This window comes from Streptomyces sp. NPDC107538, assembly GCF_055657445.1.
This window is the reverse complement of the sequence record NZ_JBVKAY010000030.1, coordinates 1-22,836: the sequence shown is the minus strand read 5'-3', so window position 1 is coordinate 22,836 and position 22,836 is coordinate 1. Positions and strand designations below refer to the sequence as shown.

Here is a 22,836-nt window from a genome sequence, read left to right as displayed (position 1 = left end):
CCGGTCACGATACGGACATACGGGGCCGGACGCCCCGCCCACCCGTGGTCGACCAGGGAGCGGTCCGGCAGGGTGGCGAGGGCTCGGTAAGGCCGGCCAGGCCCTTGGGCGGCGTGATGTCGGCGTCGAGGAGGGCGGCGATCTCTACTGCGTCCTCCTCGGCGTACTCCGACCACTCCCCTTCACCGTCTTCTGGCACCCGGGTTCCTCTCAGGGGATCACCCGGGCCAGCACCTCCCGGGCGTACTCCTCGTCGTAGGGCGCCCCCGTCAGCAGTACCTGGAGGCAGATGCCGTCGATCAGGGCGACCAGCGCCCGCGCGGTCACCGGGTCGGTGCGGCGGGCGAGGCAGTCGGCGAAGGCCCGTCCCCATTCGTCGGCGACGGGCCGGAGCGCGGGCCGGCGCAGCGCGGCGAGGTACAGCTCGTACTCCACCTCCAGGCCCGTCCGGTCGCCGGCGAACCACTGGCCGCCGAGTGCGGCCAGTTCGGCGGCGAGGTCGGTGCCGGGGTCCGTGAGGGCGTCGGCGAACGTCTTCGCGAAGCCCTCGTTGGCCTGCCGCAGCGCGGCCACCATCAGATCGTCGAGGGTCCGGAAGTGGTACGTCGTCGAGCCGAGGGGTACGTCCGCCTCGGCGGCCACGCTCCGGTGGCTCAGCCCGGCGATGCCCTTGTCCCCCACCACCCGGATCGCGGCGTCGATGATCCGCTGCCGCCGCTCGGGGTCGTAGCGCCTGGCCATCAGTGGGCGCCTCCCAGGTTCAGCACCACGACTCCCGCGATGATCAGCACGATTCCGGCGACCTTGGGGACGCTCAGCCCCTCCCCGAAGAGCACCAGCCCGAGCGCGGCGACCATGGCGGTGCCGACACCGGACCAGATCGCGTACGCCGTGCCGATCGACATCGACTTCAACGCCTGGGCGAGCAGGACGAAGGAGACGACGTACCCCACACCGGTGACCACGGACGGCCACAGCCTGCTGAAGCCCTCGCTGTACTTCATGGCGGTGGTGGCGGCCACCTCGGCGGCTATGGCCACGGCGAGCAACAGATATCCCATGTGTACGAGCGTACACATGATGCGTACGGGTGTACACATGCTGCGTACGGCCGTACACATCACACGAGTGAGTGCACATCGTGCGTACAGGCCTGCTTATGGGCCGAATTGAGCCACGCGGACCGCCAAGAGGCCCGTCTTTCGGGGCCGTTCCGTTATGGAAGCGCTCACTGAAAGGGCTCCCCGGGCGTCACTCGGTCCACTACTGTTTCAACGGTCAAGCTCCCGAATGTGATGATCTTGAAAATCTCGCGTTCCGGGTCGCGTCTGGCTCCTCCCTGTCGACCCCATGACGATTCGCGTCCGCATCTGGCGACGCTGAAGGAACCGCGCATGCCGCCACAAAAGCCCGGACCTGATCCGGACCAGAACACGCCCAACCTTCCGGTGCTCAGATCCGCGAAGGTGTGGGAGACGGGTGTCGCCCCGAACGACACCCGAATACCGGGCACCCGCCGCCTCTGGCTGGCCGGTGCCCTCGCCCTGGCCGTGGTCTCCTCCTGCGTGACCGCGATCACCTTGCAGGGCTCGGGACCTGACGACTCGTCGGACCGCAACGGCACCACCACCGCCGCCGACGACCGGATCCTGCCCTCCCTCTCCCTCCCGCCCACCTCGCCCCCGGCGACCTCGGCGCCGGACGGCAAGAGCGGCCTGTCGGAGCCCCAGGGCGCCGAGGGCGACTCGAAGGGCGGCGGGGGCAAGAGCGAGAACAAGGACAAGGACAAGGACAAGGACTCCTCCGGCTCCAAGGACTCCGGCTCGTCCGACGACAAGCAGCAGGGCGGCTCCAAGCCGACCGCCGAGCCGTCGAAGACGACGTCGCCCCCCAAGAAGCCGCCGTCCACCTCGACCACCCGCAAGTCCGTACGGTCCGCCAACTACCCGGACCGTTACTGGCACTTGCGCAACGGCGTGATCCAGCTGGACCAGGTGAGTTCCCGCAGTGGCAGCGAGACCAGGGAGGACTCCTCCTTCAAGGTGGTCTCCGGTCTCGCCAACTCCTCCTGCTACTCCTTCCGCATGACGGACGGCCGCTACGTACGCCACCAGAACTTCGTACTGCGCGTGTCGAGCAACGACGGCTCCGGCCTCTTCAAGCAGGACGCCACCTTCTGCCCCCGCTCGGGCTACTCGGGCTCGGTCATGCTGGAGTCGGTGAACTACCCCGGCTACTACGTCCGGCACCGCAACTTCCAGCTCCGCCTGGACCGCGCCCAGTACGGCGGCTCCTTCTACGCGGACGCCACGTTCAACCTGGTGAAGGGCTTCTCCTGAGCGGAGCCACCACCGCGCACATGAGTGTGGCCCCCGGCGATGCGCCGGGGGCCACACTCATGTGCTGGTACTCAGACGTTGAACCCGAGCGCCCGAAGCTGCTCGCGGCCGTCGTCGGTGATCTTGTCGGGGCCCCACGGGGGCATCCAGACCCAGTTGATGCGGAGTTCGTTGACGATGCCGTCCGTGGCGGACTTCGCCTGGTCCTCGATGACGTCCGTCAGCGGGCAGGCCGCGGAGGTCAGGGTCATGTCGATCGTCGCGATGTTCGCGTCGTCGATGTGGATGCCGTAGATCAGGCCGAGGTTGACGACATCGATACCCAACTCGGGGTCGACGACGTCGTACAGGGCCTCGCGGACCTCCTCCTCGGAGGCCGGCTTCATCTCCAGGGTCTCGCTCATGCCGTCTTCCTTTCGACGTCGGCGCCGGCGCCCAGCGCCTGGGCCGTCGCGTCCTTCCACGCCATCCAGCTGAGGAGGGCGCACTTGACCCGGGCGGGGTACTTGGAGACACCGGCGAACGCGACCGCGTCCTCCAGCACCTCCTCCATCGCGTCGTCCGGCTCGATCTTCCCCTTGGACTGCATCAGCTCCAGGAAGGTCTCCTGGATCCGCCGCGCGTCCGCGAGGTCCTTGCCGACGAGGAGGTCGTTCAGCACGGAGGCCGACGCCTGGCTGATCGAGCAGCCCTGCCCCTCGTACGAGACGTCCTCGATGGTCGTGCCGTCGTACTTCACTCGCAGGGTGATCTCGTCGCCGCACGTCGGGTTCACGTGGTGCACCTCGGCGTCGCCATCCCGCAAGCCCCGCCCGTGCGGGTGCTTGTAGTGGTCCAGGATGACTTCCTGGTACATCGAGTCCAGCTTCACGGTCTCAACTCACGCCCTTCAGCCGAAGAAGTTCCGTACGTGCTCCAGGCCGTCGACCAGTGCGTCGATCTCGGCCGGCGTGGAGTACAGATAGAACGACGCCCTGGTGGTCGCGGGAATTCCGTACCGCAGGCAGACGGGGCGGGCGCAGTGGTGGCCGACCCGGACCGCGATGCCCTGCTCGTCGAGGACCTGGCCCACGTCGTGCGGGTGGATGTCGCCGAGGGTGAAGGAGATCGCCGCGCCCCGGTCCTCGGCCGTGGCGGGGCCGATGATCCTGAGGTCCGGGACCTCCGTCAGCCGCTTCACCGCGTACTCGGTGATCGCGTGCTCATGGGCAAGGATCCTGTCCATGCCGATGGAGTTCAGATAGTCGATCGCCGCGCCCAGCCCGACCGCCTGCGCGATCGGCGGGGTGCCCGCCTCGAACTTGTGCGGGGCGGGAGCGTACGTCGACGAGTGCATCGACACCGTCTCGATCATCTCGCCGCCACCGAGGAACGGGGGCAGGTCCTCCAGCAGCTCCTGGCGGCCCCAGAGGACGCCGATGCCGGTCGGACCGCACATCTTGTGGCCGGTGAAGGCCACGAAGTCGGCCTGGAGGGCCTGGACGTCCAGCGGCATGTGCGGCGCGGCCTGCGAGGCGTCGATGCAGACCAGGGCGCCGACCTCCTGCGCCCGGCGCACTATCGCCTCGACGGGGTTGACCGTGCCGAGGATGTTGGACACCAGCACGAAGGAGACGATCTTCGTCTTCTCCGTGATGATCTCGTCGATGTTGGAGAGGTCGAGCCGGCCGTCGTCGGTCAGCCCGAACCACTTCAGCTTCGCGCCCGTGCGCTGCGAGAGCAGCTGCCACGGCACGATGTTGGAGTGGTGCTCCATCTCCGTGATGACGATCTCGGTCTCGGAGTCCACGCGGTAGGGCTCGTCGGCCCAGCCGAGCATGTTCGCCACGAGGTTCAGCGACTCGGAGGCGTTCTTGGTGAAGATCACCTCGTCGCGGCTGGGCGCGTTGACGAACGACGCGACCTTGTCGCGCGCACCCTCATACAGCGCCGTGGCCTCCTCGGCGAGCACATGCACACCGCGGTGGACGTTGGCGTTGTAGCGCTCGTAGTACTCGCTCAGGGCGTCCAGCACCTGGCGCGGCTTCTGCGAGGTCGCCGCGTTGTCCAGGTAGACAAGCTTCTTGCCATCGTGGATGGTCCGATCGAGGATCGGGAAGTCCTTGCGGATCGCCTCGGTGTCGAGGAGGCCCGGCAGCTGTGTCACGCGACTTCCTCCTTTGAGTTCCCTCCGGTCACGGAGCCACCCTTCACGTACTTGTCGTAGCCCTCGGCCTCGAGCTGGTCGGCGAGCTCCGCGCCGCCGGACTCGGCGATCCGGCCGTTCGCGAACACATGCACGTGGTCGGGCTTGATGTAGCGCAGGATGCGCGTGTAGTGGGTGATCAGCAGGGTGCCGACCTCGCCGGTCTCGCGGACGCGGTTCACGCCCTCCGACACGATGCGCAGCGCGTCGACGTCCAGACCGGAGTCCGTCTCGTCGAGGATCGCGACCTTCGGCTTGAGCAGCTCCAGCTGGAGGATCTCGTGGCGCTTCTTCTCACCGCCGGAGAAGCCCTCGTTGACGTTGCGCTCGGCGAAGGAGGGGTCCATGTTGAGGCGCTGCATGGCCTCCTTGACCTCCTTCACCCAGGTGCGCAGCTTGGGGGCCTCGCCGCGGATGGCGGTGGCGGAGGTCCGCAGGAAGTTCGACACGGAGACACCCGGGACCTCGACCGGGTACTGCATCGCGAGGAACAGGCCCGCGCGGGCGCGCTCGTCGACGGACATCTCCAGGACGTCCTCGCCGTCGAGCAGCACGGTGCCGCCGGTGACCGTGTACTTGGGGTGGCCCGCGAGGGAGTAGGCGAGGGTCGACTTGCCGGAGCCGTTGGGGCCCATGATGGCGTGCGTCTCGCCCTGCTTCACGGTGAGGTCGACGCCCTTGAGGATCTCCTTCGTGGCGTTGTCGGCCTCGACGGTGACGTGCAGGTCTCGGATTTCAAGCGTTGCCATGGGTGCCTCAGGACTCCTGGGTGAGGGAGACGAGCACATCGTCCCCTTCGATCTTTACGGGGTAAACGGGGACGGGGCGCGTCGCGGGAAGGCCGGACGGCTTACCGGTTCTGAGGTCGAACGCGGAGCCGTGCAGCCAGCACTCGATCTGACAGTCCTCCACCTCGCCCTCGGAGAGCGAGACGTTCGCGTGCGAGCAGATGTCGTGGATGGCGAACACCTCGCCCTCGGTCTGCACGACCGAGACCGGCGTGCCGTCGAGCTCCACCCTTTTCGGGGTGTCGTCCTCCAGCTCGCTCAGTCCACAGGCGCGTACGAAGGTCATCGGCCCGATCCAGACACGGTCTCCAGCTCCTCGTCGATCTTCGCGAGAAGGCGGTCCTGGATGTCGTCGACACCGATCTGCTGGACCAGCTCGGCGAAGAAGCCGCGGACCACGAGACGGCGGGCCTCGTCGGCCGGGATGCCGCGGGCCATCAGGTAGAAGAGCTGCTCGTCGTCGAAGCGGCCGGTCGCGGAGGCGTGGCCGGCGCCGACGATCTCACCGGTCTCGATCTCCAGGTTCGGCACCGAGTCGACCCGGGCGCCGTCCGTGAGGACGAGGTTCCGGTTCATCTCGTAGGTGTCGGTGCCCTCGGCCTTGGCCTCGATCAGGACGTCGCCGATCCACACCGCGTGGGCGCCCTCGCCCTGCAGCGCGCCCTTGTAGACGACGTTGGACTTGCAGTGCGGGACGTTGTGGTCGACCAGGAGGCGGTGCTCCTGGTGCTGGCCGGCGTCCGTGAAGTACAGCCCGAACAGCTCGGCCTCGCCACCGGTACCGGCGTAGGTCACGCGCGGGTGCAGGCGTACGACGTCACCGCCGAAGGTGACCACGACGGACTTGAAGCTGGCGTCCCGGCCGATTAGGGCGTTGTGCTGGGCCACGTGCACGGCCGTGTCGTCCCAGTCCTGGACGGAGACGACGGTCAGCTTGGCGCCGTCACCGAGGACGAAGTCGACGTTGGCGGCGATCACCGCGTCACCGGTGTGGTCGATGACGACGACGGCCTCGGCGAAGGCGCCCAGCTCGACGACCTGGTGCCCGTAGGAGACCCCGCCCTCGCCGTGCACCGCGATCCGGATCGGCTCGGTGAGCACCGTGTCCTTGGCGACGGTGATCACACCGGCCTTCTCGAACGCGGAGTACGCCTGGGCCGCGACCCGGTCCACGGGGGTGCCGGCCTTGCCGAGCCGCGGGTCGTCACGGTCCACGAGTTCGACGGTGACGCCCTCGGGGGCCTCGACGGCGACCTTGACGGCCGCGCCGTCGGCGACGGCGGTGCCGTCGTGCAGCCCGCGCAGGCGCTCCAGCGGGGTGAACCGCCACTCCTCCTCACGGCCGTGCGGGACCGGGAAGTCCGCCACGTCGAAGGACGGCGGCGCGCTCATGCGCGTGGCGACGGTCGACTCGGCGGCAACGGCCACCGCGCCGGCGGTGGTGGACCCCACCGGGATGTTCTGAGCCTCAGCCATGGCTGTCGGTCTGCTCTCTTCCTACGTAAGTGACTTGACGGAGACGGCGGTCGCTTAGCCGACCGCGCCTTCCATCTGCAGCTCGATCAGGCGGTTGAGCTCCAGCGCGTACTCCATCGGCAGCTCCTTCGCGATCGGCTCGACGAAGCCGCGCACGATCATCGCCATCGCCTCGAACTCGGTCATGCCACGGCTCATCAGGTAGAAGAGCTGATCGTCGCTGACCTTGGAGACGGTCGCCTCGTGGCCCATGGAGACATCGTCCTCGCGGACGTCCACGTAGGGGTACGTGTCCGAGCGGGAGATGGTGTCGACGAGCAGCGCGTCGCACAGCACGTTCGACTTGGAGCCGGGCGCGCCCTCGCCGATCTCGACCAGACCGCGGTAGGACGTACGGCCGCCACCACGCGCCACGGACTTCGACACGATGTTGGAGGAGGTGTTCGGCGCCATGTGGACCATCTTGGAGCCGGCGTCCTGGTGCTGGCCCTCGCCGGCGAAGGCGATGGAGAGGGTCTCGCCCTTGGCGTGCTCGCCCATCAGGTAGACGGCCGGGTACTTCATGGTGACCTTGGAGCCGATGTTGCCGTCGATCCACTCCATGGTCGCGCCCTCGTACGCCACGGCGCGCTTGGTGACCAGGTTGTAGACGTTGTTCGACCAGTTCTGGATGGTCGTGTAGCGGCAGCGGGCGCCCTTCTTCACGATGATCTCGACGACCGCGGAGTGCAGGGAGTCCGACTTGTAGATCGGGGCCGTGCAGCCCTCGACGTAGTGGACGTAGGCGTCCTCGTCGACGATGATCAGCGTCCGCTCGAACTGGCCCATGTTCTCGGTGTTGATCCGGAAGTAGGCCTGGAGCGGGATCTCGACGTGCACGCCCTTCGGCACGTAGATGAAGGAGCCGCCGGACCACACCGCGGTGTTCAGCGACGCGAACTTGTTGTCGCCGACCGGGATGACGGTGCCGAAGTACTCCTTGAAGAGCTCCGGGTGCTCCTTGAGGGCGGTGTCGGTGTCGAGGAAGATGACGCCCTGCTCCTCCAGGTCCTCGCGGATCTGGTGGTAGACGACCTCGGACTCGTACTGGGCCGCGACACCGGCGACGAGGCGCTGCTTCTCCGCCTCGGGGATGCCGAGCTTGTCGTACGTGTTCTTGATGTCCTCGGGCAGGTCCTCCCAGGACTCCGCCTGCTTCTCCGTGGAGCGCACGAAGTACTTGATGTTGTCGAAGTCGATGCCCGACAGGTCCGAGCCCCAGTTCGGCATGGGCTTCTTCTCGAACAGGCGCAGGCCCTTGAGACGGAGCTTGGTCATCCACTCCGGCTCGTTCTTCTTGGCGGAGATGTCCCGGACGACGTCCTCGTTGATGCCACGCTTGGCAGAGGCACCGGCGACGTCGGAGTCGGCCCAGCCGTACTCGTAGTTACCCAGACCCTCCAGCTCGGGGTGGGCGGTCTCCTCAATGGGGAGCGTCATGCGGGGTTCCTCCCGGCGGTGCTTGCTGATGCGGTGTCGTTGGCTTGCTTGGAAACTCTGGGGATGAACGTCGTGCAGACGCCGTCGCCGTGGGCGATGGTGGCCAGCCGCTGGACGTGTGTACCGAGCAGTTCGGCGAAGAGCTCGGTCTCGGCCTCGCAGAGCTGCGGGAACTGCTCGGCCACATGGGCCACCGGGCAGTGGTGCTGGCAGAGCTGCTCCCCCTGGTGGGGGTGGGGGGCACTGCGTGCCGTAGCAGCGTACCCGTCGGCGCTCAGGGCCTTGGCCAGGGCTTCGGTCTTCTCTTCGGGCGCGGCGGCCTCGACGGCCGCGCGGTAGGCGCCCGCCTCGGCGGCGACCCGGGCGCGGGCGAAGGCGGCGACCGCCTGCTCCCCGCCCTCCTGATCGGCGATCCAGCGGAGCGCGTCCGCGGCCAGTTTGTCGTAGGACTGGTCGAAGGCGTCCCGTCCGCAGTCCGTCAGGGCGAACACCTTGGCCGGGCGCCCGCGCGTCCGCGCGCCGTAGACGCGCTGTTCGCGGGGTTGTACGACGTCGTCGCCGACGAGTGCGTCCAGATGCCTGCGTACGGCCGCCTGGGTGAGCCCGAGGCGGCCGGCGAGGTCGGCCACGGTCGAGGGACCGTGGGACAGGATGGACCGCGCGACCCGGTTGCGTGTCGACCGCTCACCGGTCGCGAGTTCCTCCTGCGGAGCCTCGCCGACGTTTTTCACAACGCCATTGTTGCGTAATTCCTCAGACAGGGGCAAGCCGCGTCCGGACGGCCCGGCGGTGCCGTACATCACTTAGGTATACCTAAGCTGACCTGCGGAAACGATCACTGATCGATCAAACCGGTGGCGCCCGCGGGGCCGCCCCGGAAGACTGCCACACCCGGTCGGCACCCCCTCCCACCGGCCCTTACGGGGCGCGCCCCACCGCCCTTCGCGCCGAGCGTCCGCTCCCGGCGCGCCGTCCTCGCGGGGAGGAGATCTCCGGACCCGCCCGTCTCGGCACCCGGCCGCGTCCCTAGACTCGGGCGCATGCGATGTGACCCCGTGGTCCAGGTCCGGTCCCTGGTGAAACGCTACGGCGACAAGAGCGCGGTGGACGGACTCGACCTGACGGCCGGGGCGGGCGTCACCGCCGTGCTCGGCCCCAACGGGGCGGGCAAGACCACCACGATCGAGACCTGCGAGGGCTATCGCAGAGCGGACTCCGGCTCGGTGTCCGTGCTGGGCCTGGACCCGGTCCGCGAGGCCGCCGCGCTGCGCCCCCGGATAGGCGTGATGCTCCAGTCCGGCGGGGTCTACTCCGGCGCCCGCGCCGACGAGATGCTCCGCCATGTGGCCAGACTGCACGCCCACCCGCTCGACGTGGACGCCCTGATCGAACGCCTGGGCCTCGGCAGCTGCGGCCGTACGACGTACCGGCGGCTCTCCGGCGGCCAGCAGCAGCGGCTCGCCCTCGCGATGGCCGTGGTCGGCCGCCCCGAGCTGGTCTTCCTCGACGAGCCGACCGCCGGCCTCGACCCGCAGGCCCGCCGGGCCACCTGGGAGCTGGTGCGGGACCTGCGCGCGGACGGCGTCTCGGTCATCCTCACCACGCACTACATGGACGAGGCGGAGCAGCTCGCGGACGATGTCGCGATCATCGACGCGGGCCGGGTCATCGCCCAGGGCACGCCCGAGGAGCTGTGCCGGGGCGGCGCCGAGAACACCCTGCGCTTCACCGGCCGCCCGGCCCTCGACGTCGGCTCCCTGCTGAAGGCGCTCCCGGCGGACTCCACCGCCGCCGAACTGACGCCCGGCGCGTACCGGGTGACCGGAAAGATCAACCCGCAGCTCCTCGCGACCGTCACCTCCTGGTGCGCCCAGCACGGGGTGATGCCGGACCGGATCTCGGTGGAACGGCACACCCTCGAAGACGTGTTCCTCGAACTGACGGGCAAGGAGCTGCGTTCATGAGCGCGAGCACCAGTACGCACACGAGTACGAGCGAGGGCGCGTACGCGCCGAGGCCCGGGGCCGCCCCGCTGCCCCGCATGATCGGGGCGCAGGCGGCGCTGGAGACGAGGATGCTGCTGCGCAACGGCGAGCAGCTGCTCCTGACGGTGGTCATCCCGACGCTGCTGCTGGTGCTGTTCGGCTCGGTCGACATCGTGGACACGGGCGAGGGGAAGGCGGTCGACTTCCTGGCCCCCGGCGTCCTCGCGCTGGCCGTGATGTCGACGGCGTTCACCGGCCAGGCGATCGCCACCGGCTTCGAGCGCCGCTACGGCGTGCTCAAGCGGCTGGCGGTCTCGCCGCTCCCCCGCTGGGGCCTGATGGCCGCGAAGACGCTGTCCGTGCTGGTCACGGAGATCCTCCAGGTCGTCCTGCTCACGGTGATCGCCTTCGCGATGGGCTGGGACCCGCACGGCAACCCCTTCGCCGTGCTGCTTCTGCTGGTCCTCGGTACGGCCGCCTTCTCGGGCCTCGGGCTGCTGATGGCGGGCACGCTGAAGGCGGAGGCCACCCTCGCGGCGGCCAACCTGGTCTTCCTGCTGCTGCTCGTCGGCGGGGGCGTCATCGTCCCGCTGGACAAGTTCCCGGACGCGGCGCAGAGCGTGCTCGGCCTGCTGCCGATCTCGGCGCTGTCGGACGGGCTGCGGGACGTCCTCCAGCACGGCGCCGGGATGCCGTGGGGCGACCTCGGGATCCTCGCCGTGTGGGCGGTGCTCGGGCTGGGCGCGGCGGCGCGGTTCTTCCGCTGGGAGTAACCGCAGGTCACCGCAGCGGTCGTACCCCTCGTGAATACGTGCACAAGCGGCGGGCCTACGATGGTGCGCGTGCCGAATGTGACCCGCGACGACCTCGTCTCCGCTGCGCGCAACCCGCTCGCCTTCATCGCCGAACGCTGGACCCCGGACCCCAGAACGGTCCGGCGCGCGGCCCTCGCCGCCCTCGTGATGGCGGTGGTCATCGTGGTGACCGGCGGTGCCGTACGGCTCACCGGGTCGGGCCTCGGCTGCCCGACCTGGCCCAAGTGCACCGACGACTCGCTCACCGCCACCCGGGCGATGGGCGTCCACGGCGCCATCGAGTTCGGCAACCGCATGCTGACGTACGTGCTGTGCGCGGCGGTCGGCTGGGCCATCATCGCCGCGCGCTCCCAGAAGCCGTACCGGCGGAGCCTCACCCGGCTGGGCTGGACCCAGTTCTGGGTGGTCATGGGCAACGCGGTGCTCGGCGGCATCGTCGTCCTGGTGGGCCTGAACCCGTACACGGTGGCCGCGCACTTCATGCTCTCCACCGCGCTGATCGCGGTCGCCGCCGTGATGTGGCACCGCACCGGCGAGGGCGACAGCGCCCCGCGTCCGCTGGTCGGCAAGGCCGTCCAGCAGCTGGTGTGGGTGCTGGTGGGGGTCACCCTGCTGCTGATCGCCGTGGGCACGGTCGTCACCGGCGCCGGCCCGCACGCCGGTGACTCCAGCGAGGTCGAGCGCATCCCGCTGAACTGGGAGAACGTCACCAAGCTGCACGCGGTCCTGGCCTGGATCGTGGTGACGCTGACCTTCGCCCTGTGGTTCGTCCTGAAGGCGGTCGACGCCCCGCGCGACCTGCGGAACCGCACGCGTGATCTCTTCCTGATCCTGCTGGCGCAGGGTGTCATCGGCTACGTCCAGTACTTCACCGACCTCCCCGAGGTCCTGGTCGGCGCCCATATGTTCGGCTCCTGCCTGGTGTGGATCGCCACCCTCCGGGTGCTGCTGGCGCTGCGGGAACGACCGGCGGACGAGCTGGACGTGCCCGCTCCGGCGGCGGCGGAGACTCCGGTAGCCGCGCACGGCTGAGTCAGCCGTAGGCCGCCACCAGCTCGTCGATCGCCGGGCCCAGGAACAGCCGGGTCAGTTCGCCCCTGTGCGGCACCTCCTCGGTCCGGTCGCCGTACCGGCGTCGGCGGATGTCCTCGACGACCTCGGTGGGGGCGCCGAGGGTGGGCAGCAGGTCCAGGGCCTCGCGCTTGGTGATCAGCCGACCGTCGCGGAGAGTGGCCGTGGCGCGGGCGTGGGTGAGCAGGCCGAGGTCGACCCAGACGTCCCGGTCCCAGAGGTCGGGCCGGTCGGCGAGCAGCCGCCGGTACTCCTTCTGGTCGCGGACGACGAAGGCGTCCAGTTCGATGTCGGAGACCGCTGGCAGCAGCGCCTTGGGCGGTTCGCCGTGCAGGACGAGGCCGAAGGTGTGCAGTTCGCGCCGGGTGACCGGGGTGACCGTCCGGCGGAAGAGTTGCTGATGCGCCCAGGTCAGGTGGCGGCGCTCGGCGTCGGCCGTCGTGCCGGGCGTCAGATAGGTGCAGTGCAGGAGGGGCGCGAGCGGTTCGTGGCGCAGCCGGGCGTGCAGCCGGCCCGCCCGCCAGACCGTGCGGGTGGTGACCGGACCGTCCAGGACGGCGATCAGGTCGAGGTCGCTGCGGCCCTCCTGGTAGTCGCCGCCGCCCAGGGAACCGTGGGCCCAGACGGCGAGCGGGGCGAGTTCCCCCAGCTCGTCGAGGAAGCGTTCGACCAGGGCCGCGGTGGCGGCGGCCGTGTCGGGTAAGGGGGCGGTCGCGTCGCTGCGTGTCATGCGCTCAGTCTCTCCGGCTCATTCCAGCCCGTACACCCGCCGGGCGTTCCCCGCCGCGATCAGCCCCGCCACGCGCTGGGCGTCCGTCAGCGACCAGGCCCCCTCCGCCACCCAGGTCCCCAGCACCCGGGCCAGCGCCTCGCGGAACAGCCGGGCCCCGACCACGTGCAGCTCGGGCAGGCCGTGGCCGCCGCTGGAGAAGAGGAGCTTGCCGAAGGGCGCGAGTTCGAGGACCTCGGCGAGTACGGCGGTGGCCCGGGCGCCGGTGCGCACCAGTTCGGCGCCCAGGTCGGCGTAGACATGCGGGAAGACACCGGCGAGATGGGCCGCGTGGCGGTGGTACGGGTAGCCGTGCAGCAGGACCAGGTCGGTGCCGAGGCCCACCGTCGCGCGGGCGAAGTCGGTGAGCAGGACGGGGTCGGTGGCGTCGATGCGCAGCCCCGGTTCGCCGAGACCGGCGTGGAGCTGGAGGGGGCGGCCGGAGGCGACGGCGATCCACAGCAGATGGCGCAGGAGCACGGGGTCGGTGAGCGCCCCGCCGACCGGGCGGTGCGTGAGCCAGCGGCCCACCGCGCCCCGTACCTCCCCCGGTCCGGGCGGCTCGGGCGCGAACGCGAGACCGTGCCGTACGCCGGCGACCGACGCGAAGGCGACGGCGTTCTCGGCGGCGGCGTGCATCGACTCGGCGAGATTGGCCAGGAACGACTCGACGGTGCCGGAGGTGTCGGCGACCTGTTCGGCGAGGAGTTCGAGGCGGACGATCTCATGGGCGTGGGCGTCCCCGGCTGAGGCCATCTCGCCCGGCCCGGTGAGGTCGCCGGGCAGGCCCGTGTCGACGAGATAGGTGGTGATGCCGCTGCCGCGCAGAAGTCTGCGGCCCGCCTCCAGTACGCCGAGTTCGCGGCGTCTGGCCAGATAGCGGGCCGGTGGGCAGTGCGGTTCCAGGCCCAGCAGGGGCGGGCACCAGCGGCGTACGGCGAAGCCCGTCTGGGTGTCGAAGAAGGTGGTGCCGGGCGCGGGCGGGCCCTCGCTGCGGGCGAGGTGGGCCTCGAAGGTGCCGAGGCCCAGCTCCGTGCGCAGTACGCCGTGGCAGTACTGGTCCACGAGGGACGGCGTTTCGATCATCCGGGCTCCCCGAGGCTGGACCTGTGACTCCCACAGGTCCTAACGGGTGAGCCGGGCTCAGGTGTTGCTGTTGCTCGGGCCGCCGACCTGGATTCCGGCCATCCGTGTCCACTCGTACGGGCCGGTGGTGACCTTGGCGGCGAACTCGCCGTCGAAGTCCTCGTGGACGGTGACGCCGGCCTTGGTCACGGCCGCCTCGGCGATCGCGTACGTCGGTGCGACGAGGTCGCCCCAGCGGCCGTCCTCGCCGACCAGGACGATGCGGGCGCCCTGTTCGCCGATGTAGGCGACCTGGGCCTCGGCGCCGCGGTGCGCTGCCGCGAAGGAGCCGATCTGCTTGGCCAGCTTGGCCGCCTTGCGGTCGGCCTTCGCCGCGGCCTTGGTTGCCTTGGCCTCGTCTGCCTGCTTGGTGTCTGCCATGGGCAGGATGCTACCGATGGGTAAGGCGGGCGGCGATGGTGGGGTTTGTGGGCTTGACCACTCGCCGTTGCGCGTTGTGGTGCGTGGGCGCGTGCGGGTTGTGCGTGGTTGCTCGCGCAGTTCCCCGCGCCCCTTACGGGGCGGGGCTGCAGCTCAGCTTCAGCGCAGGAAGGGGTCCACCGCCACTGCTACGAACAGCAGGGAGACGTACGTGATCGACCAGTGGAAGAGGCGCATTTCCTTGAGTTTGGCGCCGGTCGAGCCGTTCTTCGCGCGGTTCTGGAGGGCGTGGGCCTCCCAGAGCCACCAGCCGCCCGTGACCAGGGCGACCGAGGTGTAGAACCAGCCGGTGTAGCCGAGGGGGGTCAGCATCAGGGAGACGGCGACCATGACCCAGCTGTAGAGGACGATCTGCCGGGCGACCACCTTGTTGGAGGCGACCACGGGGAGCATGGGGACGCCGACGCGGGCGTAGTCGTCCTTCACCTTCATGGACAGGGGCCAGTAGTGCGGCGGGGTCCAGAAGAAGATGACGAGGAAGAGGATGACCGCGGCCCACGACATCGAGTTCGTCACCGCGGACCAGCCGATGAGGACCGGCATACAGCCGGCGATGCCGCCCCAGACGATGTTCTGGGACGTACGCCGTTTGAGGATCATCGTGTAGACGACGACGTAGAAGAGGAGCGCCCCGAGCGACAGCCACGCGGACAGCCAGTTGACGAGGACGCCGAACCAGGCGGTGGAGACGACGGCGAGGGCGAGGCCGAAGACGAGGCCCTCACGCGGGGTGACCATGCCGGTGACCAGCGGACGCTGCGAGGTGCGCTCCATGAGCGCGTCGATGTCGCGGTCGATGTACATGTTGAGCGCGTTGGCGCCCCCCGCGGAGAGATAGCCGCCGATGCACGTGACGAGCACCAGCCAGAGGTCCGGCACACCCTGCTCGGCGAGGAACATCACCGGAACCGTGGTGATCAGCAGAAGTTCGATGATCCGCGGCTTCGTCAGCGCCACGAACGCCTTGACTCGGGCCCCGATCGGCCGCTGACCCCGGCTGCTGCTGCTCGTGTTGCTCGCGCCCAGCACTCCCGGTGGACGGGATTCGACGGCCGTCACGCACACCCCTGACAGAGACTCCCAGCAAGCCTCCGGTTGTGAACTCCCCGTGACGGCTCGCGCGTACCACGCCACTGTAGACGTTGCCCAGAGCCAGCCTTTCAAGGGGGTGGGTTCGTGTTGGGAGACGCCCGGCGGCGAGCCGAACACACTTCGGTTGAGCAGTCGGATGAGCGGCTCCGTATTCAGATGTCGAACAGCGGAACCCCCAGGTCTCACCATGCGGAACACCGGGTCGGGAGGCGGACCAGACGTAGTCCCGGCAGTCTGGAATGACTCGAAAAAACGCGCGTTCCTACGGGGGTAGGCTCGACAACGGCCGGTGCCGTGAAGAACACCGGCACGAGACATGTGGAGAGGAGCCCTGACCCAGGGTGAGCACCAAGCCGACCACTACAGACCTCGCGTGGACCGAATTGGACCAGCGCGCCGTCGACACCGCCCGAGTCCTGGCAGCCGACGCCGTACAGAAGGTCGGCAACGGCCATCCGGGTACGGCGATGAGCCTCGCGCCCGCCGCGTACACCCTCTTCCAGAAGGTGATGCGCCACGACCCCGCCGACCCCGAGTGGGTGGGCCGTGACAGGTTCGTCCTGTCCGCCGGCCACTCCTCCCTGACCCTCTACATCCAGCTGTACCTGGGCGGTTTCGGCCTGGAGCTGGCGGATCTGGAGTCCTTCCGCACCTGGGGTTCGAAGACCCCGGGCCACCCCGAGTACGGGCACACCAAGGGTGTGGAGACGACGACCGGGCCGCTCGGCCAGGGTGTCGCCAACGCCGTGGGCATGGCGATGGCCGCGCGCTACGAGCGCGGTCTGTTCGACCCGGAGACCGCCGTCGGCGAGTCCCCGTTCGACCACCACATCTTCGCGATCGCCGGTGACGGCTGCCTCCAGGAGGGCATCTCCGCCGAGGCGTCCTCGCTGGCCGGTCACCAGAAGCTCGGCAACCTGGTCCTGCTGTGGGACGACAACCACATCTCGATCGAGGGTGACACCGAGACGGCCGTCTCCGAGGACGTCACCGCGCGGTACGAGGCGTACGGCTGGCACGTCCAGCGCGTCGAGCCGCAGGAGAACGGCGACCTCGACCCGGCCGCGCTGTTCGCGGCGATCGAGGCGGCGAAGGCCGTCACCGACAGGCCGTCGTTCATCGCGATGCGTTCGATCATCGCCTGGCCCGCCCCGAACGCGCAGAACACCGAGGCCGCGCACGGCTCGGCGCTCGGCGCGGACGAGGTCGCCGCCACCAAGCGGGTCCTCGACTTCGATCCGGAGAAGGACTTCGAGGTCGCCGACGAGGTCATCGCGCACACGCGTGCCCTGGGCGAGCGCGGCCGTGAGGCCCGTGCCGTGTGGGAGAAGCAGCTCCAGGAGTGGCGCGACGGCAACGCCGAGCGGGCCGCCGAGTTCGACCGGATCAGCGCGGGCGAGCTGCCCGAGGGCTGGGAGTCGCACCTGCCGGAGTTCGAGACGGGCAAGGGTGTCGCGACGCGTGCCGCGTCCGGCAAGGTGCTCCAGGCGCTCGGCGCGGTGATCCCCGAGCTGTGGGGCGGCTCCGCCGACCTCGCCGGTTCGAACAACACCACGATCGACAAGACCAGTTCGTTCCTGCCGGCGGACAACCCGCTGCCGGAGGCGAACCCCTACGGTCGCACGATCCACTTCGGTATCCGTGAGCACGCGATGGCCGCGGAGATGAACGGCATCACGCTGCACGGCAACACCCGTGTCTTCGGCGGCACGTTCCTCGTGTTCTCCGACTACATGCGCAACGCGGTACGGCTGTCCGCGCTGATGCATCTGCCGGTGACGTACGTGTGGACGCACGACTCCATCGGGCTCGGCGAGGACGGTCCGACGCACCAGCCGGTCGAGCACCTGGCCGCGCTGCGGGCGATCCCGGGTCTGAACGTGGTCCGCCCGGCCGACGCCAACGAGACCGCGATCGCCTGGCGCGAGATCCTCAAGCGCTGGACCAAGGAGTTCGGCAAGGGCGCCCCGCACGGCCTCGCGCTGACCCGCCAGGGGGTGCCGACGTACGAGGCCAACGAGGCTGCCGCCAAGGGTGGTTACGTGCTCTTCGAGGCCGAGGGTGGCGACGCTCAGCTCATCCTCATCGCCACCGGGTCCGAGGTGCATGTGGCCGTCGAGGCCCGCGAGCGGCTCCAGGCGCAGGGGGTGCCCACCCGCGTGGTGTCCATGCCGTCCGTGGAGTGGTTCGAGGAGCAGGACCAGGGGTACCGGGACAGCGTTCTGCCGCCGTCCGTCAAGGCGCGTGTCGCGGTCGAGGCCGGGATCGGGCTCACCTGGCACAAGTACGTCGGTGACGCCGGTCGCATCGTTTCGCTGGAGCACTTCGGCGCTTCGGCCGACGGCAAGGTCCTCTTCCGCGAGTTCGGCTTCACTGCCGAGAACGTGGCCGCGGTGGCGCAGGAATCCCTCGCCGCCGCTCAGCGCTGACGCTGACATACGACGACACGTACACGTAGGAGATGTAATTCCATGACAGACGCACTCAAGCGCCTCTCCGAGGAGGGCGTCGCGATCTGGCTGGACGACCTGTCGCGCAAGCGCATCACGTCCGGCAACCTCGCCGAGCTCCTCGACCAGCAGCACGTCGTGGGTGTCACCACGAACCCGTCGATCTTCCAGAAGGCGATCAGCAGCGGTGACGGCTACGAGCAGCAGGTCTCCGACCTCGCCGCCCGCAAGGTCACCGTCGAAGAGGCCATCCGCATGATCACGACGGCGGACGTCCGGGACGCCGCCGACATCCTGCGCCCGGTCTTCGACGCGACCGGCGGCCAGGACGGCCGGGTCTCCATCGAGGTCGACCCGCGCCTGGCGCACAACACCAAGGCGACCGTCGCCGAGGCCAAGCAGCTGGCCTGGCTGGTGGACCGTCCCAACACCCTGATCAAGATCCCGGCGACGATGGGCGGCCTGCCGGCCATCACCGAGGTCATCGGCCTCGGGATCAGCGTCAACGTCACGCTGATCTTCTCGCTGGAGCGCTACCGCCAGGTCATGGACGCCTACCTGGCCGGTCTGGAGAAGGCCAAGGAGCGCGGCCTGGACCTCTCCAAGATCCACTCGGTGGCTTCCTTCTTCGTGTCCCGGGTGGACACCGAGATCGACAAGCGCATCGACGCGCTCGGCACCGACGACGCCAAGGCCGCCCGCGGCAAGGCCGGTGTCGCCAACGCCCGCCTCGCGTACCAGGCGTACGAGGAGGTCTTCTCCGACGGCCGCTGGGCCGCCCTGGAGAGCGCGGGCGCCAACAAGCAGCGTCCGCTGTGGGCCTCGACCGGCGTCAAGGACCCGGCGTACAAGAGCACGCTGTACGTCGACGAGCTGGTCGCGCCGAACACGGTGAACACCATGCCGGAGGCCACGCTGGAGGCCACCGCGGCGAGCGGTGAGATCCGGGGCAACGCGATCGCGGGAACGTACGAGCAGTCGCGTGCCGAGCTGGACGCGGTGGAGAAGCTCGGGATCTCGTACGACGAGGTCGTACAGCTGCTGGAGGACGAGGGCGTCGAGAAGTTCGAGGCGTCCTGGAACGACCTGCTCAAGTCGACCGAGGCGGAGCTGCAGCGCCTCGCACCCTCGGAGGGCTGAACACCTTGTCGAGCAGCAATCCGCTGCGTGACGCCGCGGACCGACGGCTCCCGCGTATCGCGGGGCCGTCGGGCCTGGTCATCTTCGGCGTCACAGGCGATTTGTCACGTAAAAAGCTGATGCCTGCCGTGTACGACCTCGCCAACCGCGGACTGCTGCCGCCGGGCTTCTCGCTCGTCGGCTTCGCACGCCGGGAGTGGGCCAACGAGGACTTCGCGCAGGAGGTGCACGACGCGGTCAAGGAGCACGCGCGCACGCCCTTCCGTGAGGAGGTCTGGCAGCAGCTCATCCAGGGCATGCGGTTCGTCCAGGGCACCTTCGACGACGACGAGTCCTTCGAGCGGCTGCGCGACACCATCGAGGAGCTGGACAAGGCGCAGGGCACGGGCGGCAACTTCGCCTTCTACCTGTCGGTGCCGCCGTCCGCGTTCCCGGTCGTCATCCAGCAGCTGAAGAAGCACGGGCTGGCCGATCAGTCGAGCGGTTCGTGGCGGCGCGCGGTCATCGAGAAGCCGTTCGGCCACGACCTGGCGTCGGCCGAGGACCTCAACACGACCGTGGAAGAGGTCTTCGCCCCGGACCAGGTCTTCCGGATCGACCACTACCTGGGCAAGGAGACCGTCCAGAACATTCTGGCGCTCCGCTTCGCCAACACGATGTTCGAGCCGATCTGGAACCGGTCCTTCGTCGACCATGTGCAGATCACGATGGCCGAGGACATCGGCATCGGCGGCCGGGCCGGCTACTACGACGGCATCGGCGCGGCCCGTGACGTCATCCAGAACCACCTGCTGCAGCTGATGGCGCTGACCGCGATGGAGGAGCCCGCCTCCTTCGACGCGGACGCGCTCGCCGCCGAGAAGACCAAGGTGCTCGGCGCGGTGCGGCTGCCGAAGGACCTGGGCCGGGACACCGTGTTCGCGCAGTACGCGGCCGGCTGGCAGGGCGGCGAGAAGGTCATCGGCTACCTCGAAGAGGACGGTATCGACCGCAAGTCGAAGACCGACACCTACGCGGCGATCAAGGTCGAGGTCGACAACCGCCGCTGGGCGGGCGTCCCCTTCTATCTGCGGACGGGCAAGCGCCTCGGCCGCCGGGTCACGGAGATCGCGGTCGTCTTCCAGCGCGCCCCGCACTCCCCCTTCGACTCCACCGCCACCGAGGAGCTGGGCCAGAACGCGATCGTCATCCGCGTCCAGCCGGACGAGGGCGTGACGGTCCGCTTCGGTTCCAAGGTCCCCGGCACCTCGATGGAGATCCGGGACGTGTCCATGGACTTCGCCTACGGCGAGTCCTTCACCGAGTCCTCGCCCGAGGCGTACGAGCGCCTCATCCTCGATGTGCTGCTCGGCGACTCGAACCTCTTCCCGCGCACCGAGGAGGTCGAGCTGTCCTGGAAGATCCTCGACCCGATCGAGGAGTACTGGGAGAAGACCGGCAGGCCCGCGCAGTACCAGGCGGGTACGTGGGGTCCCGTCGAGGCGGACGAGATGCTCGAACGAGACGGACGGAGCTGGCGTCGGCCATGAAGACAGACCTCACGGACACCACGGCCAGCAAGATCAACAAGGCGCTGGTGAAGGCCCGCCGGGAGATAGGCACCCCGGCCGTCGGCATGGTGCTCACGCTGGTCATCGTCACGGACGAGGAGAACGCGTACGACGCGCTCAAGTCCGCCAACGACGCCTCCCGCGAGCACCCGTCGCGCACGATCGTGGTCATCAAGCGGGTCTCCCGCTCCCCGCGCGACCGTACGAAGTCCCGCCTCGACGCCGAGGTACGGGTGGGCGCGGACGCGGGCACCGGTGACACGGTGGTGCTGCGGCTGTACGGCGAGGTCGCGGACCACGCCCAGTCGGTGGTGCTGCCGCTGCTGCTGCCGGACGCGCCGGTGGTGGTGTGGTGGCCGGTGAACGCGCCGCTCGACCCGGCCCGCGATCCGCTGGGCGCCCTCGGGCAGCGCCGGGTCACCGACAGCTACGCCGCCGAGAAGCCCATCGACGAGCTGCGGACCCGCGCCGACAACTACGAGCCCGGCGACACGGATCTGGCCTGGACCCGGATCACACCGTGGCGCTCGATGCTGGCCGCCGCGCTCGACCAGGTGGACTGCGAGGTCATCTCCGCGGAGGTGCAGGGCGAGCAGTACAACCCGAGCGTGGAACTGCTGGCGATGTGGCTGGCGGACCGCCTCCACGTCCATGTACGGCGTGGGGTGTCGGCCGGGCCCGGCCTCAACGAGGTGCGGATGCTGACCAGTACGGGTCCCATCCGGCTGTACCGGCCCAACGGCGGCCTCGCCCTTCTCACGCTGGAGGACCAGCCGGACCGCGCGGTCGCGCTGAAGCGCCGCGAGACGTCCGAGCTGCTGGCGGAGGAACTGCGCCGGCTCGACCCGGACGACACGTACGCTTCGGCGCTGCGGTTCGGGGTGGATCGGTTGGGGGGTTCGGCGGGGAGTACGGCGGGGACGCCGGGCAGCGCGCTGACGGCGGCGACGGCCGCGGGTGCCGGGGGGACCTCATCCGGTGGCGCTGTTTCCGGGGCCTCGGCTCCTGGTTCCGTGCCTGGGGCCGTACCCGGTTCCGCTCCCGGTGCCGTCACCGGCTCCGGAGCCGGGTTGGGGGCGGCCGTCGCGTCGGCCGCCTCCACGGCGCGGGCCTCGGCGCCGGCGCTGCCACCGGCCGCGGCGGCCGGTGACGACGACTCCGAGCGGCCGACTCCGGCGCAGATGCCGCCCGTGAAGAAGGCGACGGCGCCATGAGTACGCCGCAGCTGGTCGTGCACCACGACAAGGAGCTGATGGCGCAGGCCGCGGCGGCCCGGCTGATCACCAAGGTGGTGGACGCGCAGGCCTCGCGCGGTTATGCCTCGGTGGTCCTCACGGGTGGCCGCAACGGCAACGGGCTGCTCGCCGCGCTGGCGGCGGCGCCCGCCCGGGACGCCGTCGACTGGGCCCGGCTGGACCTGTGGTGGGGTGACGAGCGGTTCCTGCCCGAGGGCGATCCGGAGCGCAATGTCACCCAGGCCCGGGAGGCGCTGCTGGACTCGGTGCCACTGGACCCGAAGCGGGTGCACGCCATGCCCGCGTCGGACGGGCCGTGGGGTGCCGATGTGGACGCGGCGGCCTCGGCGTACGCGGAGGAGCTGGCGCGGGCGGCGGGGCCGGAGAACCATGGGGCCGTGCCGACGTTCGACGTGCTGATGCTGGGCGTCGGGCCGGACACGCATGTGGCGTCCCTGTTCCCCGAGTTGCCGGCCGTTCGGGAGACCGAGCGCACGGTGGTGGGGGTGCGGGGGGCGCCGAAGCCGCCGCCGACCCGGGTGACGCTGACGTTGCCGGCGATTCGTGCGGCGCGTGAGGTGTGGCTGCTGGCGGCCGGGGAGGACAAGGCGGGGGCAGCGGCGATCGCGCTGTCCGGCGCCGGGGAGATCCAGGCGCCGGCGGCGGGGGCGCGGGGTAGGGCCCGCACCCTGTGGCTCCTGGACGCGGCGGCGGCCTCCCAGCTGCCACGCTCGCTGTATCCGCCGGCGTCGCCCTAGACGGGGTGGTCTCTGTCTCTGGCCGGGTGCGGGTCCGGTGGGGGCTGGTCGCGCAGTTCCCCGCGCCCCTGAAAAGCGAAGCAGGGGCTGCGCCCCGCTTCGCTTTTCGGCCCGAAAGGGCCGTAGGCCCTTAAGGGG

The 22,836-nt window shown here is 69.7% G+C and carries 24 protein-coding genes; 9 read left to right on the top strand and 15 right to left on the bottom strand.

Features of this window, described 5'->3' with window-relative positions; all coding sequences use genetic code 11:
* Positions 1 to 4: 4 nt before the first annotated feature.
* From ACZ7MG_RS43350 to ACZ7MG_RS43340, 3 genes are read right to left on the bottom strand one after another with little or no spacing between them, the layout of a single operon-like run.
* Positions 5 to 199 (bottom strand): hypothetical protein, encoded by a 195-nt coding sequence (locus ACZ7MG_RS43350; protein WP_471391800.1) that lies wholly within the window; start codon positions 197 to 199, stop codon positions 5 to 7.
* Positions 200 to 210: 11 nt separating this feature from the next.
* A complete protein-coding gene (locus tag ACZ7MG_RS43345; RefSeq protein WP_471391802.1) occupies positions 211 to 741 on the bottom strand; it encodes a TetR/AcrR family transcriptional regulator in 531 nt (176 codons plus the stop codon).
* Positions 741 to 1,061: a DMT family transporter gene (locus ACZ7MG_RS43340; RefSeq protein ID WP_471391804.1), complete on the bottom strand. Its 321-nt coding sequence runs from the start codon at positions 1,059 to 1,061 to the stop codon at positions 741 to 743. Before ACZ7MG_RS43340 ends, ACZ7MG_RS43345 begins: the two co-directional genes overlap by 1 nt.
* Before the next feature lie 333 nt (positions 1,062 to 1,394).
* On the opposite strand from ACZ7MG_RS43340, the gene ACZ7MG_RS43335 reads away from it, so the two are divergent.
* Positions 1,395 to 2,339 carry an AbfB domain-containing protein gene (locus tag ACZ7MG_RS43335; protein ID WP_471391807.1) on the top strand — a complete coding sequence of 315 codons (945 nt, stop codon included), beginning with the start codon at positions 1,395 to 1,397 and terminating at the stop codon, positions 2,337 to 2,339.
* A 71-nt stretch (positions 2,340 to 2,410) separates the two neighbouring features.
* Here the strand turns inward: ACZ7MG_RS43335 and ACZ7MG_RS43330 are convergent, their stop codons facing one another.
* From ACZ7MG_RS43330 to ACZ7MG_RS43295, 8 genes are read right to left on the bottom strand one after another with little or no spacing between them, the layout of a single operon-like run.
* Positions 2,411 to 2,743, bottom strand: coding sequence for a metal-sulfur cluster assembly factor (locus ACZ7MG_RS43330; protein ID WP_005477879.1), 333 nt, complete (start codon positions 2,741 to 2,743; stop codon positions 2,411 to 2,413).
* On the bottom strand, positions 2,740 to 3,210 hold the full coding sequence (gene sufU / locus ACZ7MG_RS43325; RefSeq protein ID WP_471391810.1) for a Fe-S cluster assembly sulfur transfer protein SufU: 471 nt from the start codon (positions 3,208 to 3,210) through the stop codon (positions 2,740 to 2,742). The genes ACZ7MG_RS43330 and sufU overlap by 4 nt, the downstream gene beginning before the upstream one ends.
* Positions 3,211 to 3,228: 18 nt before the next feature.
* Positions 3,229 to 4,485, bottom strand: a complete 1,257-nt coding sequence (locus ACZ7MG_RS43320) for a cysteine desulfurase (RefSeq protein ID WP_471391812.1) — start codon at positions 4,483 to 4,485, stop codon at positions 3,229 to 3,231.
* Entirely contained in the window at positions 4,482 to 5,273 is a 792-nt protein-coding gene (gene sufC, locus ACZ7MG_RS43315) for a Fe-S cluster assembly ATPase SufC (RefSeq protein WP_471391815.1), read from the bottom strand. The genes ACZ7MG_RS43320 and sufC overlap by 4 nt, the downstream gene beginning before the upstream one ends.
* Before the next feature lie 7 nt (positions 5,274 to 5,280).
* Positions 5,281 to 5,598, bottom strand: coding sequence for a non-heme iron oxygenase ferredoxin subunit (locus ACZ7MG_RS43310; RefSeq protein WP_471391818.1), 318 nt, complete (start codon positions 5,596 to 5,598; stop codon positions 5,281 to 5,283).
* A complete protein-coding gene (gene sufD, locus ACZ7MG_RS43305) occupies positions 5,595 to 6,788 on the bottom strand; it encodes a Fe-S cluster assembly protein SufD (protein ID WP_471391821.1) in 1,194 nt (397 codons plus the stop codon). Before sufD ends, ACZ7MG_RS43310 begins: the two co-directional genes overlap by 4 nt.
* 54 nt (positions 6,789 to 6,842) lie before the next feature.
* On the bottom strand, positions 6,843 to 8,267 hold the full coding sequence (gene sufB, locus ACZ7MG_RS43300; protein WP_013004546.1) for a Fe-S cluster assembly protein SufB: 1,425 nt from the start codon (positions 8,265 to 8,267) through the stop codon (positions 6,843 to 6,845).
* On the bottom strand, positions 8,264 to 8,998 hold the full coding sequence (locus tag ACZ7MG_RS43295; RefSeq protein WP_471391825.1) for a helix-turn-helix transcriptional regulator: 735 nt from the start codon (positions 8,996 to 8,998) through the stop codon (positions 8,264 to 8,266). Before ACZ7MG_RS43295 ends, sufB begins: the two co-directional genes overlap by 4 nt.
* A 309-nt stretch (positions 8,999 to 9,307) precedes the next feature.
* Between ACZ7MG_RS43295 and ACZ7MG_RS43290 the strand changes: the two genes are divergently transcribed.
* From ACZ7MG_RS43290 to ACZ7MG_RS43280, 3 genes are read left to right on the top strand one after another with little or no spacing between them, the layout of a single operon-like run.
* Positions 9,308 to 10,231 carry an ABC transporter ATP-binding protein gene (locus ACZ7MG_RS43290; protein WP_471391828.1) on the top strand — a complete coding sequence of 308 codons (924 nt, stop codon included), beginning with the start codon at positions 9,308 to 9,310 and terminating at the stop codon, positions 10,229 to 10,231.
* Positions 10,228 to 11,025: an ABC transporter permease gene (locus ACZ7MG_RS43285; RefSeq protein WP_471391829.1), complete on the top strand. Its 798-nt coding sequence runs from the start codon at positions 10,228 to 10,230 to the stop codon at positions 11,023 to 11,025. The genes ACZ7MG_RS43290 and ACZ7MG_RS43285 overlap by 4 nt, the downstream gene beginning before the upstream one ends.
* Before the next feature lie 60 nt (positions 11,026 to 11,085).
* Positions 11,086 to 12,099, top strand: coding sequence for a COX15/CtaA family protein (locus ACZ7MG_RS43280; RefSeq protein WP_471391831.1), 1,014 nt, complete (start codon positions 11,086 to 11,088; stop codon positions 12,097 to 12,099).
* A 1-nt stretch (position 12,100) separates the two neighbouring features.
* Here ACZ7MG_RS43280 and ACZ7MG_RS43275 read toward each other — a convergent pair whose 3' ends face one another.
* From ACZ7MG_RS43275 to ACZ7MG_RS43260, 4 genes are all read right to left on the bottom strand, one after another.
* The gene (locus ACZ7MG_RS43275) at positions 12,101 to 12,868 is read right to left on the bottom strand and encodes a nucleotidyltransferase domain-containing protein (RefSeq protein WP_471391834.1); all 768 of its coding nucleotides are present in this window, start codon (positions 12,866 to 12,868) and stop codon (positions 12,101 to 12,103) included.
* A gap of 18 nt (positions 12,869 to 12,886) precedes the next feature.
* Entirely contained in the window at positions 12,887 to 13,993 is a 1,107-nt protein-coding gene (locus ACZ7MG_RS43270; RefSeq protein ID WP_471391836.1) for an amidohydrolase family protein, read from the bottom strand.
* A gap of 57 nt (positions 13,994 to 14,050) precedes the next feature.
* Positions 14,051 to 14,413 (bottom strand): hypothetical protein, encoded by a 363-nt coding sequence (locus tag ACZ7MG_RS43265; RefSeq protein WP_471391838.1) that lies wholly within the window; start codon positions 14,411 to 14,413, stop codon positions 14,051 to 14,053.
* A 159-nt stretch (positions 14,414 to 14,572) separates the two neighbouring features.
* The gene (locus ACZ7MG_RS43260) at positions 14,573 to 15,532 is read right to left on the bottom strand and encodes a heme o synthase (protein ID WP_471391840.1); all 960 of its coding nucleotides are present in this window, start codon (positions 15,530 to 15,532) and stop codon (positions 14,573 to 14,575) included.
* Positions 15,533 to 15,906: 374 nt separating this feature from the next.
* Here ACZ7MG_RS43260 and tkt point away from each other — a divergent pair, with 374 nt between their 5' ends.
* From tkt to pgl, 5 genes are read left to right on the top strand one after another with little or no spacing between them, the layout of a single operon-like run.
* The gene (tkt, locus tag ACZ7MG_RS43255; RefSeq protein WP_471391842.1) at positions 15,907 to 17,994 is read left to right on the top strand and encodes a transketolase; all 2,088 of its coding nucleotides are present in this window, start codon (positions 15,907 to 15,909) and stop codon (positions 17,992 to 17,994) included.
* Between the two features lie 42 nt (positions 17,995 to 18,036).
* On the top strand, positions 18,037 to 19,155 hold the full coding sequence (gene tal / locus ACZ7MG_RS43250; protein WP_471391844.1) for a transaldolase: 1,119 nt from the start codon (positions 18,037 to 18,039) through the stop codon (positions 19,153 to 19,155).
* Complete coding sequence (zwf, locus tag ACZ7MG_RS43245; RefSeq protein ID WP_471392107.1) at positions 19,152 to 20,684, top strand: glucose-6-phosphate dehydrogenase; 1,533 nt, start codon at positions 19,152 to 19,154, stop codon at positions 20,682 to 20,684. The genes tal and zwf overlap by 4 nt, the downstream gene beginning before the upstream one ends.
* Positions 20,681 to 21,919, top strand: coding sequence for a glucose-6-phosphate dehydrogenase assembly protein OpcA (opcA, locus tag ACZ7MG_RS43240; protein WP_471391846.1), 1,239 nt, complete (start codon positions 20,681 to 20,683; stop codon positions 21,917 to 21,919). The genes zwf and opcA overlap by 4 nt, the downstream gene beginning before the upstream one ends.
* Positions 21,916 to 22,698, top strand: coding sequence for a 6-phosphogluconolactonase (gene pgl / locus ACZ7MG_RS43235; RefSeq protein WP_471391849.1), 783 nt, complete (start codon positions 21,916 to 21,918; stop codon positions 22,696 to 22,698). The genes opcA and pgl overlap by 4 nt, the downstream gene beginning before the upstream one ends.
* Positions 22,699 to 22,836 lie beyond the last annotated feature (138 nt).